Raw genomic sequence first — 13,984 nt, 5'->3', positions numbered from 1 at the left:
CGTGACTGAACTGAACCCGCTGCACAGACTTTGGCTGACAGAAGCCGTGCGCCTGCGTGAAGAACACGCCGGCCCCCTGGAAGACCTGGAAGCCAACCGCCTGGCCCGCACCGCCGGGGGCGACCTACCCACGCGCATCCAGCAGCGTGCGCTGCACCTGGCCGAGCGCGATGGCTTGGCCGCCGCGCTCAGCCGCTGGCTGCAAGGCGCACGCCTGGCGCTGGTGTTACTGGCGGTGGTCGCCGTCATCAGCGGCGCCGGTTTGGCGTTCGCCGCGCTGGGCAATGGCCTGGCCCCGGTGAATGTGTTCTGGGCCTTGGGCAGCCTGCTCGGCCTGAACCTGATCTTGCTGATCAGTTGGGCCCTGGGCCTGCTGTTTGCCGGCGAACACAGCGCCAGCCTTGGCCGACTGTGGTTGTGGCTCAGCGAGAAACTGGCGCGTGACGCCAAGGCCGCGCAACTGGCCCCGGCGTTGTTGCTGTTGCTGCAACGGCAAAAACTCAATCGCTGGGCGGTGGGTGTGCTGGTCAACAGCTTGTGGTTGCTGGCCTTGCTCAGCGCCCTGGTGATCCTGCTGACCCTGCTCGCCACCCGCCGCTATGGGTTTGTGTGGGAAACCACCATTCTCGGCGCCGATACCTTTGTCGCCGTGACCCAGGCCCTCGGCACACTCCCGGCTCTGCTCGGTTTCAATGTGCCCACCGTGGAGATGATCCGCGCCAGCGGCGACTCCGCGCTGAATATCGAAAGCGCCCGCCAGGCCTGGGCCGCCTGGCTGGTGGGCGTGTTGCTGGTCTACGGGCTGCTGCCGCGGTTGATCCTTGCCTTGCTGTGCCTGTGGCGATGGAAACGCGGGCGCGCAGCGTTGCGCCTGGACCTCAACCTGCCCGGCTACGCCCAACTGCGCGAACGCCTGATGCCCAGCAGCGAGCGCCTGGGGGTCAACGATGTGGCGCCCGAACACCTGCACCCGATCAGCGGCGGCGCAAGTGAGCTGGAGAGTGATGGCGCCTTGCTGGTCGCCATCGAACTCGACGACCAACACCCTTGGCCCCCCAAACTGCCTGCCAACGTCAAGAACGCCGGCATCCTCGACAGCCGCGAATCACGCAACAAACTGCTGGAGCAACTCAGCCGTTTCCCACCCGCGCGCCTGGCCATCGCCTGTGACCCGCGTCGCTCGCCGGACCGTGGCAGCCTGGCGCTGATCGCCGAGCTGGCACGCAGCGCCACCGACACCCGCGTATGGCTGCTGCAGGCACCACCGGGCCAGGCACTGGACGCCGAGCGCCTGGGCGACTGGCATGCCGCGATGCAACAGCTTGAGCTGTCGTTTGCCGATTGCGCGCCGCTAAGCTGGCTGGAGACCGGTCATGACTAAACCGCTGAAACTCGCCGTGGTCGGCCACACCAACGTGGGCAAAACCTCATTGTTGCGCACCCTCACCCGCGATGTCGGCTTTGGCGAAGTGTCCCATCGCCCCAGCACCACGCGGCATGTCGAAGGCGCACGCTTGTCGGTAGATGGCGAAGCCTTGCTGGAGCTGTACGACACCCCCGGACTGGAAGACGCCATCGCCCTGCTCGATTACCTCGAGCGCCTGGACCGCCCCGGCGAACGCCTGGATGGCCCTGCCCGCCTGGCCCGTTTCCTGGAAGGCAGCGAAGCGCGCCAGCGTTTCGAACAGGAAGCCAAGGTGCTGCGCCAGTTGCTGGCCTCCGATGCCGGCCTGTACGTGATCGACGCTCGCGAGCCGGTGCTGGCCAAGTACCGCGACGAGCTGCAAGTGCTGGCCAGTTGCGGCAAGCCGTTGCTGCCGGTACTCAACTTCGTCAGCAGCAGTGACCACCGCGAACCAGACTGGCGCGAAGCCCTGGCCCGCCTCGGCCTGCATGCGCTGGTGCGTTTCGACAGCGTGGCGCCGCCCGAAGACGGCGAACGCCGGCTGTATGAAAGCCTGGCCCTGCTGCTGGAAAACTCACGGCCGCAACTGGAGCGCCTGATCCTCGATCAAGAAGCCCAGCGCCAGGCTCGCCAGCAAAGCGCCGCACGGCTTATCGCCGAATTGCTGATCGACTGCGCTGCCTGCCGCCGCAGTGTGACAACCGAGGATGAGCCCCAGGCCATCAGCGATTTACGCAAGGCCGTGCGCCAGCGCGAACAAAAGTGCGTCGAAGCCCTGCTCAAACTGTTCGGCTTCCGCCCACAGGACGCCGCCGCCAGCGACTTGCCGTTGCTGGACGGGCGCTGGGGCGACGACCTGTTCAACCCCGAAACCCTCAAGCAACTGGGCGTGCGCGTGGGTGGCGGGATCGCCGCTGGCGCAGCGGCCGGTGCGGGTGTGGACCTCCTGGTCGGCGGCCTGACGCTGGGCGCTGCGGCTCTGGCGGGCGCGATTGCCGGCGGTGCACTGCAAACCGCACGCAGCTATGGCAGCCGCCTGATGGGCAAGATCAAGGGCCAACGCGAACTCACCGTCGATGACAGCGTGCTGCGCCTGCTCGCCCTGCGCCAACGCCAACTGCTCAAGGCCCTGAACCTGCGCGGGCATGCGGCGATGCACAGCATCAAGGTCGATACGCCCCAGGACAAAACCTGGCGCGAAGGCAAGTTGCCGGACGCCTTGAACAAGGCCCGCGCCTATCCGCAATGGTCGTCCCTCAACCCCCACGCCAAACTGAGCCAGGCCGAGCGGCAGGAACAGGTCCAAGCATTGTCGGCTCAACTGGATGAGCCGGGGCTCGTGCCTTGAACGCTCAATAAGCAGAGTCAAACGGTGCTGTCTTTTGCTTACTGATCAATGTGCCTTGATATCAACAATCTTGGCGTCGAAGGGCTCAGGTGTGTGCCAATTGAACTTCAAATAAAGCTCCGCCAATTGCTGGACCAAGTGCTTGTCAACCTCATCAATGATGCCATCGCAGTTAATGTCGGCATGAATATTCCACTCAAGTTCGCCGTTGTTATCAAAATCATAGGCGGCGCTCCAAGACACCTGAGCGTCCGAACTCAGCAGCCCTGGGCCTTTATGTAAGTGCAGGCGCACGGTGTCGGGGGTGCCGTCCCTATAGAAGTCTTCGGAAAAAATCTTCATGTAACGTCGGGTACTGGCGCCGCGATTCACCCAATTGATCTTCAAATAGGCATTGGCAAATTCGTCCAACAACGCTTGATCAAGGCTGCTTTCCTGACCGTCATTGGTAACGTCTCCCCTGCTGTAATCGACCCTTGCGTCTGAGGTGAAGTCATAGGCCACGGCCTCATTGAGCAACTCGTCGTGATTGCATGGCGTACCTTGGTAGAACTGAAGCCGCACCGTGTTCGCCCGGCCATCTCCCGTTTGATCCTGTGCAACAACCTTCAAATAGCGCATCTGCGTTGCTCCCTTGGCTAAGAAGCAAGCACCTTAGTGGGGCGCTTATCGAGGTTCCAGGCGGCGTGTCTGCGATGTGTGTAAGGCCCGTCTACGCGGCCAGTAGTCGTACGGCCATGGCTTTGAGCAGTTGCAGATCCAACACCGGCACCTGCATTTGCTTGGCCTGCTCGTCCCAGTGGCGCATGCGCAAGCTCACGGCATATAGCGGGTCTTGTTCAAAGGCCCGGGCCTCTTCGGCGCTCATGACGCCGCCCTGGTAACCCAGGGTGCGACGGCTGGCTTGGCTCAGGCGGGCGAAATAGTCCGGCTGGCTGAAGGTCAGGTAACGCTTGGCCTGCACGTGGTATTCCACCAGCCTGGCCAGGCGTTCGCTGAAGCCTGCGCGACGCAGGTAATCGGCGCCCAGCCGCTCGTGGCTGACCACGCCATAACCGCCCATGTTCGCGCCGCCCTGGCCGCAGAGATGGCCGATGTCGTGGAAAAACGCCGCCAGCACCACCTCGTCGTCAAAACCTTCGGCCATGGCCAATTGCGCGGCCTGGGACATGTGCTCGATTTGCGACACCGGCTCGCCGATGTAGTCAGCCGTGCCATGCTGCTCGTACAAGCCAAACACCTGGGCAATCGCCTGTTCCGGGCTCATCGCGTCGCGCCCCACAGTGTGCTGATATTACGCTCGGCCATCGCCGGCCCCACGCTCATCCCTACGCCGGTGTGCATCAAGGCAGCGCTGACGCCGGGTGCCGCTTGTACAAACGAAAACGGCCCAGGCCCGCGAGATCCGTAGACACCCTGCCAGCGTTCGACCACCTGGACCTTGCAACCCAGGGTCTGTTGCGCCAGTTCGATCAGCCAGTCATCCACCTGCTCGGCATTGAAGGGCGACGGATCGCTGTCGTAATGGTGGGAATCACCGATGATCAACTCGCCATGGGGCGTTGGGCTGATCAACAGGTGAATACCGTGCTCGTGCAGGTACGGCGTTTCACGCAGGATCTGCGCCTGCACCGCGGCCGCTTCCGGCAGGTCGGCAAAGGCGCCGTAGTGCACGCAGCTTAAGCCGGTGAGCAAGGCATGTTGCAGGTTCAGGTTGAGCGCCGGCCGGGCGCGCAGCATTTGCAGGCGACAGGTTTGCGGGTTGAGCGCGGCAATCGCGTCGGCCAGCAGGGTCTGATAATCGTGGCCGGAGCAGACGATGATCTGCTCGCCGCGAAAGCTGCCCGCCGTGCTGTGCAACTGGCCCGGTTCCACCTCGCGCACCAGGGTGGAGAAGTGAAACTCCACATTGAGCGCCTGGCTCAGGTAATGGATCAGCGCCGGGATGGCCTCGCGGGAATACAGTTGCTGATCGTCCTTGCCATGCAGTGCGGCGCGGTGATGACGGAACTGGCCGGCGTACAGGTCGTTCATGGCAGCACCTTGCAGCAGCTCGACGTTGTAGCCGTGCTCCCGCGCGCGCCCCGCGCAGAAGGCTTCGAGCAGATGTTCTTCGGCTTCGGTGCGGGCGAACAGGTAGGAACCATTGCGCTTGAGCGCCAGGCCCGCCGCTTGCGCCCACTGGCCCCAGATTTCGCGGCTTTCACGCGCCAGGTCGAGCATTGGCCCTGGTGGTTGGCCGGTGACCAGGGCTTGGCCGAAGTTGCGTACAGAGGCGCCCAATGGCGTGGCGCTGCGCTCGAACACCTTGACCTTGAGGCCGCGCCTGGCGGCGGCATAGGCGTGGGACAGGCCGAGGATGCCGGCGCCGACGACTAACAGATCACTACTCATACTGTCCTCTGGTTCCCGCGCTCCGCGTGGGAATTCATCCGGTGACGCTCCGCGTCACGACCTTTAAAAGCGGACGCGGAGCGTCCAGAGCGGCGTTCCCACGCGGAGCGTGGGAACGATCGGTTACTGTTTTTCCGACTTGCCGTCATAACGCTTACGCCATTCGGCCAGGATGCTGTCACGGTTTTTGGAAGCCCAGACAAAGTCGTTCTTGATCAATCGCTGCTCGTAGTCCGCCGGCAATTCGGTCTGCGGCTTGGCGATACCCGGTTGGGCGAGCACGGCGAAGTTGTCCTTGTACAGATCCATCGCCGCGGTGCTGGCGGAGAAGTCAGCGAGTTTTTTCGCTGCGTCGGCGTGGGCAGTGCCTTTGATCACGGCGGTGGCTTCGATGTCCCAGCCCAGGCCTTCTTTGGGCAGGATAATGTCCAGCGGTGCACCCTGGCGCTTGAGCTGAACCGCCGGGTATTCGAAGGAGATACCGATCGGGAACTCACCGGAGGCCGCCAGCTTGCACGGCTTGGAGCCGGAGTGAACGTACTGACCGATGTTCTGGTGCAGGTCGTCCATGTACTGCCAGCCTTGCTTCTCGCCGAAGGTCTGGAGCCAGGCGCTGACATCCAGGAAGCCGGTGCCTGAAGACGCCGGGTTAGGCATCACGATCTTGCCCTTGTATTCGGGCTTGGTCAGGTCCTGCCAGCTCACCGGTTTGGTGAGGCCCTGCTTCTCGGCTTCGACGGTGTTGAAGCAAATGGTGGCGGCCCACACGTCCATGCCGACCCACGCCGGAGGGTTGGCGGCGTCGCGGTAATGCTTGCCGATCTTGTCCAGGTCCTTGGGCGCGTAGTTGTCGAGCATGCCTTGCTGATCGAGGATCGCCAGGCTGGAGGCGGCCAGGCCCCACACCACGTCAGCCTGGGGACGGTCTTTCTCGGCCAGCAGTTTGGCGGTGATGATGCCGGTGGAGTCGCGCACCCACTTGATCTCGACGTCGGGGTTGGCCTGTTCGAAAGCTTTTTTGTAGGTCTTCAACTGCTCGGCTTCAAGGGCCGTGTACACCGTCAACTCGGTCTTGGCGAAAGCATTCAGGCTGAATGCCGTGAGGACTGCAGCGACCAGCGCCAGGGGCTTGAACATGGAGCACCTCCTTCAGGGATGTTTTATTGGCCAGGTGCGCGCTGGCGCCAGGCTTGGGAGCGGCGCAGCGCGCCACGTGAGGCCCACGCCAGCAGCAGCGAGACGCTGGCCGAGGTGAACAGGATCAGGGTCGACATGGCCGCCGCACCGCCCACATTGCCGGCGTCGTCCATGTTCAGCACGGCGACGGCGGCGAGGATGGTGTCGGGGCTGTAGAGGAAAATCGCGGCCGACACGGTGGTCATCGCCGACACAAACAGGTAGCGCAGAATGTCCAGCAGCGCCGGCAGACAGATCGGCACCGTGACGCGCAGATAATGGCGGTACAACGGTGCCTTGAGGGACAACGCGGCGGCTTCGAACTCGGCGTCCAACTGGCGCAAGGCAGTGGTCGCGGTCATCTGCGCGGTGGTCAGGTAGTGCGCAATGGTGCACACCACCAGCAACACCATGCTGCCGTACAACACATGCAACGGGTTGCCATTGAGGTTGAAGAAGAACACGTAGCCCAGCCCCAGGACCAGGCCCGGCACGGCCATCGGCACGAAGCTGAGCATGCGCAACGCTAGGTTCAGATGTTTCTGGCCCTTGGTCTTTTCCATCAGGTAGGCGCCGGTGAAAATCAGCACGCTGCCGATCAACGCCGTGCACAGCGCCATGGTCAGGCTGTTGCGATAGGCCAGCCAGCCGCCACCGGCGGTGTCTTCGAATTGGTAGTGGTTGAGCGACAGCGACAGGTTGTACGGCCAGAACTTCACCAGCGAGGAGTACACCGCCATGCCGAACACCAGCAGCAACGCTGCGCAAATCAGCAGCACGATGGCCAGGTAGCACCCGTCGCGCAGCCGCGATGGCGCTGGCTGGAACACCTGGGCGCGGCCGCTCATCGCGTCGCCATGCCGACGGCGCAACCAGGCATCCACACCAAAGCTGAACAGCGCCGGCAGCAGCAACACCATGCCAATCAACGCGCCACGACCGAACTGTTGCTGGCCCACCACCGCCTTGTAGGCCTCCAGCGCCAGCACCTGGTAATCACCGCCCACCACCACCGGTACCCCGAAGTCGGTGATGGTCAGGGTGAACACCAGGCAGAATGCGGCGAACACCGCCTGGCGCGTGGCCGGCCAAGTAATGCTGCGAAACGCCCGTGCCGGGCTGGCGCCCATGCTCGAAGCGGCGTCGAACAAACGCGCATCCGCCAGGGATAGCGCCGACAGCAAAATCATCAAGGCATGGGGAAAGGTGTAAATCACCTCACCGAGCACAATGCCCCAGAAACCGTAGATATTCTCCGAGAACAAGCCGCGCAGCAGGCCCTGGTTGCCGAACAGATAAACCAGGGCAATGCCCGGCAGCATCGACGGCGCCATCAATGGCAGCAATGACAGGCCGCGCCAGATGGACTTGCCGGGGATCAACGTCCGTTGCAGGGCATAGGCAAACAGATAGGCCAGCGGTACGACGATGGCCGCGACGCTGAGGGAAACTTTCAGGCTATTACCCAGCAACCAGTGGAAGTTGGCGCTGCTCAGCAGTTCGCGTGCTGCCACCAGGCCACCGCCCTGCCCGGCTTCGCTGCTGAAGCCGCGCCAGAAGATCGCCAACAGCGGCAACAGCACCGCCACCACTAACAGGCCCAGCCAGAGCCACTTGCCGCCGACCACGAAGAGGCGGTCGCCCCACTCGGCGCGGGACACCTGGCGCGGTACCGGCAATGTCATCACAGCCCCCATCTCAGGCAAACACCTGCAGGCTGCGCGGCGGCAACGCCACCCAGATGTCCTGGGCGCCCAGGCGCGGCATCGCTTCCGGCGCCAGTTCAGCCAGCAACGGATGGCCCGGCAATTGTTCCAGCTCAAAGCTCATGCGGCAGCGGTTGCCGAGAAAGGTGATCTCGCGAACCTTAGCCGGGAACAGGTTTTCTTCATGCACCGGCGGGTTGACGCAAATGGCTTCGGGGCGGCAGAACAAGCGGCCGGACTGGGCGACACCCGCGTCCTCAGCCAGGCGCATGTTCAAACCACCCACCTGGGCATGGCTGGCGCTGTTACGGCTGAACGGCAACCAGTTGCCCTGGCCGACAAACTCCGCCACGAACGGCGTGGCCGGGCGGTCGTAGATTTCCTGGGGCGTGGCGTACTGCTCGACCTTGCCGTTGTTCATCACGGCAATGCGGTCGGCCATCAACATGGCTTCGTCCTGATTGTGGGTCACCATCAAGGTGGTGATGCCCAGGCGCCGCTGCAGTTGACGTAGCTCGGTGCACAGGTGCTCGCGTACGCGGGCATCGAGGGCCGACATCGGCTCATCCAACAGCAATAACGACGGCGCCGGCGCCAGTGCGCGGGCCAGTGCGACGCGTTGTTGCTGGCCGCCGGAGAGTTGGCCGGGGTACTTCTTTTCGCTACCCACCAGGCCCACCAGCGCAAGCATCTGCGCGACCCGCTTGCGCACTTCATCGCGGCCGCTGCCGGTGAGGCCGTAGCCGATGTTCGCTTCAACGCTGAGGTTGGGAAACAACGCATAGGACTGGAACAGGATGCCGTAGTCCCGCGCCTGGGGTGGCAGCAGGGACACGTCCCGCTCGCCCAGATAAAGCTCACCGCTGTCCTGGCGCTCCAGGCCGGCGATGCAGCGCAGCAGTGTGGTCTTGCCGCAGCCGGATGGGCCCAGCAGGCACACCAGCTCGCCGGCGGCGACGTCCAAGGAGACGTTGTCCAGCGCGGTGAAGGCGCCAAAGCGTTTCTGGATTGCACGCACTTTCATCGGTGCGCCGGGTTGGGTCAGGGCTGTGTGCATGGTGGCACCTCATCGAACGGATGAAGGCCATGCTAGGGAGGCAATGCGTAGCGGGTGTGGCAGAAAGGCAAAAGGAGGTGATAGTGGTATTGGTGGATTTGTGTAGGACTCAAGGAGATGGGTGACTCATGGTCCGCTATCGCAGGCAAGCCAGCTCCCACACTTGAATAGGTTCACACATCAAAATGTGGGAGCTGGCTTGCCTGCGATAGCCATTTAAAAGCCGCCATCCATGTTCAGAGGGGTGACATTTCCTGAGCCAAGCCAAGGAACGCCGCCGGCAGCCGCGCACCTTTGCGCTCCTTGAGGCAATACAGATACTCCGGAATCTGCGGCGCATTCTCGATGGTCAGCACGCGCAACTGCGGGTCATGGGGCACTTCCTGGCGGGCGATGATGCTGATGCCGATATTGCGCAGTACCGCCTCGCGAATCGACTCACGGCTGCCAATCTCCAACAACGGCCCATACCCCACGCCCGCGTTCTTCAACATCTCTTCCGTCAGCCTGCGGGTGGTGGAGCCCGCTTCACGCATCAGCAAGGTATGCCCGACTAGCGCGCTCAACGGTACGTGATCAAGCTTGGCCAACGGGTGATTGCGGTGCACCGCCAGCACCAGCGGGTCCGTGCCCAGCACGCGGCGGATCAGACGGGCGTCTTCCAGCAATTGCGATGAGGCCGCGACATCGACGCGGTAATCGTCCAGTGCCTCAAGCACCTGCTGGGAGTTGCCGATTTCCACCGACACGTCCACCTGGGGCAGGCGTTCGCGAAAGGCTTTGACCAGATCGAGGATGTAATACGGCGCCGTCGCCGCAATCCTCAGCGCACCCTGGACCTGGCCGTTGTTGCGCAGGAAAAACTCGATATCCGCTTCCTGCTGCAACAGCGCCTTGACCATCGGCAACAGCCGCGCGCCTTCGTCGCTGACGGTGAGACGGCGGCCGCCACGGTAGAACAACTCGACGCCGTAGTGGCTTTCCAGGTTGCGAATCTGGGTGGTCACCGTGGGCTGGCTCAAGCCGAGTTTCTTCGCCGCCTGGGTAATGCTACCCAGGCGGGCGACCATGAAAAACGCCTTTAACTCAGCACTCAGCACACCACCCTCTCATCCGCTATTTGCGCACCAGGCGCAGGCCATTGAACACCACCAGCAGGCTCACGCCCATGTCGGCGAAGACCGCCATCCACATGGTCGCCATGCCCATGAACGTGACCGCCAGAAAGATCGCCTTGATCACCAGCGCCAGGGCGATGTTCTGCTTGAGGATACTCGACGTTTGCCGCGACAACCGAATGAAAGCCGGAATCTTGCGCAAATCATCGTCCATCAGCGCCACGTCGGCGGTCTCGATGGCGGTGTCGGTGCCCGCTGCGGCCATGGCAAAGCCGATCTCGGCACGGGCCAGGGCCGGGGCGTCGTTGATACCGTCACCGACCATGCCCACCCGATGGCCCTGGCCGTAGAGGGTTTCGATGGCTTGCAGTTTGTCGGTGGGCAACAGGTCGCCCTGGGCCTGGTCGATGCCGACCTGGGCTGCAATGGCCTGGGCGGTGTGGGTGTTGTCGCCAGTGAGCATCAGGGTCTTGATGCCTAGGTCGTGCAACTGCTGAATGGCTTCGCGGCTGCTCTCCTTGACCGTGTCGGCCACGGCAAACAGCGCCAGCGGGCCGGATTTGTCCAACAGCAACACCACGGACTTGCCTTGTTTTTCCAGGGCGAAGAGTTTCTCTTCCAAGGCCTCGGAACACAGGCCGAGGTCTTCCACCAGGCGGTGGTTACCCAGGTGATAGGTCTGGCCGTTGATATCACCACGCACACCGCGCCCGGCCAGGGCCTCGAAGTTATCCACAGCGTGAGTCGACAGGTTTTTATCCACAGCCGCGTTGGCAATCGCCAGGGACACCGGGTGGTCAGAGCGCGATGCCAAACTGGCCGCCAGGGCCGGCGCGCTGTCTTCGATATTCGGGAACAGCGGCAGGTAGTCGGTTTGCACCGGTTTGCCGTGGGTGATGGTGCCGGTCTTGTCGAGGGCCAGGTAGTCGAGCTTGTAGCCGCCCTCCAGGTACACGCCGCCTTTGATCAGGATGCCTTTGCGCGCCGCCGCTGCCAGGCCGCTGACAATGGTCACCGGGGTGGAGATCACCAAGGCACAAGGGCAGGCCACCACCAGCAGCACGAGGGCGCGGTAGATCCAGTCAAACCACACGCCCGCCATGAACAGCGGCGGAATCACCGCCACACCGAGGGCAAACAGGAAGACGGCCGGTGTGTAGACCTTGGAGAAACTGTCGACAAACCGCTGGGTCGGTGCGCGTGCGCCTTGGGCCTGTTCCACGGCGTGGATGATCCGCGCCAGCGTGGAGTTGTTGGCCGCTGCGGTGACCTTGTACTCCAGGGAACCGGCCTGGTTGATGGTGCCGGCAAACACCTTATCGCCCACGGTTTTCTCAATCGGCAGGCTTTCCCCGGTGATCGGTGCCTGGTCGATGGTGGACTGGCCGGCCGTGACTTCACCGTCGAGGCCGATGCGCTCGCCAGGCTTTACTCGGACAATCGCGCCAAGATCAATGCTTTTGACCTCTTGTTCCAGCCAGGAACCATCGGCCTGGCGCACCGTGGCCTGTTCCGGGGTCATCTGCATCAGGCCGCTGATGGCGTTGCGCGCCCGGTCCAGGGACTTGGCCTCAATCAACTCGGCCACGGTGAACAGGAACATCACCATCGCCGCTTCCGGCCACTGGCCAATCAGGATCGCGCCCGTCACCGCGATGCTCATCAAGGCATTGATATTGAGGTTGAAGTTCTTCAGGGCAATCCAGCCCTTCTTGTAGGTGGTAAGGCCGCCGCTGAGGATCGACACCAACGCCACCAGCGCGATTACCCAGGTGGGCGCCACGCCGGTGAAGTGCAACACCTCGGCCCCCAGGGCACCCACGCCCGACACCGCCAACGGCCACCAATGTTTCTTGGCGGGCGGCGCGGCGGCGGGGCTGCCTTCTTCGATAGGGTCGGCCTGCATGCCGATGGACTTGATTGCCTCAATGATCGGCGCCGTGTTCGGCAGGTCATGGGTGACGCCGAGGATGCGGTTGATCAGGTTGAATTCCAGTTGCTGCACGCCAGCGAGCTTGCCCAGCTTGTTCTGGATCAGCGTCTGCTCGGTAGGGCAGTCCATGGCTTCGATGCGGAAGGTGCTCAGGCGCGAGCCGGCGGTGGGCGCTTCACTCAAGGTCACGATGGCGGGCCCGGCAGCGCCGGAGCAGCAGGAGCCGGAATGGCCGTGGTTATCCACAGGCGTGAGTTTGGCGGGCCCATGGTCATGTTTATGATCATGGCCGTGGTCATGATCGTGATCGTGATCGTGATCGTGATCATGCTTGTGGTCGTGCTTGTGCGGGGTATGAATGGAGTGGCTCATCAGGTCGCGTCCGTAAAGGTGCCTGTTGCCAAGTAAAGACCCTGTAGCCACTATAGGGTCAAGCGCCCATTTGGAGATTGCTGCGATGAAGATCGGCGAACTGGCCAAACTCACCGATTGCCCGGTGGAAACCATCCGTTATTACGAGAAGGAAAACCTGCTGCCGCCCCCGGCACGCACCGACGGCAACTACCGCGTGTACACCCAGGCGCACACCGAGCGGCTGACCTTTATCCGCAACTGCCGCAGCCTGGACATGACCCTCGAAGAAATCCGCAGCCTGCTGGGGCTACGCGACAGCCCCCAGGACCAGTGCGAAAGCGTGAATGCGTTGATCGACGAGCATATCCATCATGTGAAAGCGCGGATCGACGGATTGTTGGCCTTGCAGGAACAACTGCTGGACCTGCGCCAACGTTGCGGCGGTGGGAACCACTGCGGGATCCTGCAGCAGTTGGAAGTCAGCGGCGCGATTACGGCCAGCGAGGCCGAGCCTTCGCATGTGGGCAGAAGCCACGGCCATTAACTTAGGTGAACACCAAACCCATGTGGGAGCTGGCAAGCCAGCTCCCACAGTTTTTCACCGAGTAAGGCTTTAGATAGCCACGGCCGCCTTGATGCTTGGGTCGGCGTCGTAACCCACGATTTCGAAGTCTTCGAACTTATAGTCGTAGATCGACGCAGGCTTACGCTTGATCACCAGTTCCGGCAGTTTTTTCGGCGTACGCGCCAACTGGGTCTGGATCTGTTCCATGTGGTTGCTGTAGGCGTGGGTGTCGCCAGTGGTGACGATGATCTCGTGGGGGATCAGGTCGCACTGCTGGGCCAGCATGTGGGTCAGCAACGCCAGCGCAGCGGTGTTGTACGGCAGGCCCAGGAACACGTCGGAGCTGCGGATATACAGCTGCATCGACAGATGGCCGTCATGCACGAACGCCTGGTACAGCAAATGGCACGGCGGCAGGGCTTGCTTGCCGTTACGCGCGTTCTCCTGCGGGCTCTGGGTTTCGTCCGGCAGGTATTCGACGTTCCAGCCATGGAACAGGATGCGACGGCTGTTGGGGTTGGTCTTGAGCGTGTGCACCATGTAGTCGATCTGGTTGATCGTGCCGCCGTCCTTGGTCGGCCAGGCGGTCCACTGCTCGCCGTAGACCGGGCCCAGGTCGCCGTCTTCGGTGGCCCACTCATCCCAAATCTTCACGCCATTTTCGTTGAGCCACTTGATGTTGGTGTTGCCGCTCAACATCCAGATCAGTTCGTTGGCGATGCTTTTGAAGTGCAGCTTCTTGGTGGTCAGCAGCGGGAAGCCGTCGGCCAGGTTATGCCGATACTGACGCGCAAACACAGCCTTGGTGCCGGTGCCCGTGCGGTCGCCCTTGGCCAGGCCATTGGTCACGACGTCCTGCAGCAGTTCGAGATATTGCTTCATGTTTTTACCCGTATCGTTGAAGCCAAGACCTCCTGGTCTTGGCATT

12 protein-coding genes are annotated in these 13,984 nt (G+C 62.7%); 3 read left to right on the top strand and 9 right to left on the bottom strand.

Going from position 1 to position 13,984, the window contains the following annotated elements; translation table 11 throughout:
* The first annotated feature begins 1 nt into the window (after nt 1).
* Nucleotides 2-1,381, top strand: coding sequence for a DUF2868 domain-containing protein (locus CER19_RS19560; RefSeq protein WP_116667631.1), 1,380 nt, complete (start codon nt 2-4; stop codon nt 1,379-1,381).
* Entirely contained in the window at nt 1,374-2,753 is a 1,380-nt protein-coding gene (locus CER19_RS19555) for a DUF3482 domain-containing protein (protein WP_116667630.1), read from the top strand. The genes CER19_RS19560 and CER19_RS19555 overlap by 8 nt, the downstream gene beginning before the upstream one ends.
* 45 nt (nt 2,754-2,798) lie before the next feature.
* Here the strand turns inward: CER19_RS19555 and CER19_RS19550 are convergent, their stop codons facing one another.
* From CER19_RS19550 to CER19_RS19515, 8 genes are all read right to left on the bottom strand, one after another.
* Nucleotides 2,799-3,374, bottom strand: a complete 576-nt coding sequence (locus CER19_RS19550; RefSeq protein ID WP_116667629.1) for a hypothetical protein — start codon at nt 3,372-3,374, stop codon at nt 2,799-2,801.
* Between the two features lie 91 nt (nt 3,375-3,465).
* The gene (locus CER19_RS19545) at nt 3,466-4,020 is read right to left on the bottom strand and encodes a phosphonate degradation HD-domain oxygenase (protein WP_116667628.1); all 555 of its coding nucleotides are present in this window, start codon (nt 4,018-4,020) and stop codon (nt 3,466-3,468) included.
* Nucleotides 4,017-5,147: a TIGR03364 family FAD-dependent oxidoreductase gene (locus CER19_RS19540; protein WP_116667627.1), complete on the bottom strand. Its 1,131-nt coding sequence runs from the start codon at nt 5,145-5,147 to the stop codon at nt 4,017-4,019. The genes CER19_RS19545 and CER19_RS19540 overlap by 4 nt, the downstream gene beginning before the upstream one ends.
* Nucleotides 5,148-5,270: 123 nt before the next feature.
* Nucleotides 5,271-6,284, bottom strand: coding sequence for a putative 2-aminoethylphosphonate ABC transporter substrate-binding protein (locus CER19_RS19535; RefSeq protein ID WP_116667626.1), 1,014 nt, complete (start codon nt 6,282-6,284; stop codon nt 5,271-5,273).
* 23 nt (nt 6,285-6,307) lie between these two features.
* The gene (locus CER19_RS19530) at nt 6,308-8,020 is read right to left on the bottom strand and encodes a putative 2-aminoethylphosphonate ABC transporter permease subunit (protein ID WP_116667625.1); all 1,713 of its coding nucleotides are present in this window, start codon (nt 8,018-8,020) and stop codon (nt 6,308-6,310) included.
* A gap of 1 nt (nt 8,021) precedes the next feature.
* The gene (locus CER19_RS19525; RefSeq protein WP_116667624.1) at nt 8,022-9,086 is read right to left on the bottom strand and encodes a putative 2-aminoethylphosphonate ABC transporter ATP-binding protein; all 1,065 of its coding nucleotides are present in this window, start codon (nt 9,084-9,086) and stop codon (nt 8,022-8,024) included.
* Nucleotides 9,087-9,322: 236 nt separating this feature from the next.
* On the bottom strand, nt 9,323-10,186 hold the full coding sequence (locus CER19_RS19520) for a LysR family transcriptional regulator (RefSeq protein ID WP_054898683.1): 864 nt from the start codon (nt 10,184-10,186) through the stop codon (nt 9,323-9,325).
* 16 nt (nt 10,187-10,202) lie between these two features.
* Complete coding sequence (locus CER19_RS19515) at nt 10,203-12,509, bottom strand: heavy metal translocating P-type ATPase (RefSeq protein WP_116667623.1); 2,307 nt, start codon at nt 12,507-12,509, stop codon at nt 10,203-10,205.
* An 85-nt stretch (nt 12,510-12,594) separates the two neighbouring features.
* Between CER19_RS19515 and cadR the strand changes: the two genes are divergently transcribed.
* Nucleotides 12,595-13,035, top strand: a complete 441-nt coding sequence (cadR, locus tag CER19_RS19510) for a Cd(II)/Pb(II)-responsive transcriptional regulator (protein WP_116667622.1) — start codon at nt 12,595-12,597, stop codon at nt 13,033-13,035.
* Nucleotides 13,036-13,104: 69 nt separating this feature from the next.
* Here the strand turns inward: cadR and CER19_RS19505 are convergent, their stop codons facing one another.
* Nucleotides 13,105-13,938, bottom strand: coding sequence for a thymidylate synthase (locus tag CER19_RS19505; protein ID WP_116667621.1), 834 nt, complete (start codon nt 13,936-13,938; stop codon nt 13,105-13,107).
* Nucleotides 13,939-13,984 lie beyond the last annotated feature (46 nt).

It is taken from the genome of Pseudomonas sp. GL93 (assembly GCF_003408955.1).
GTDB lineage: Bacteria > Pseudomonadota > Gammaproteobacteria > Pseudomonadales > Pseudomonadaceae > Aquipseudomonas > Aquipseudomonas paracarnis.
Note: the sequence above shows the minus strand (reverse complement) of the source record. Positions and strands in the feature narration are given on the sequence as shown.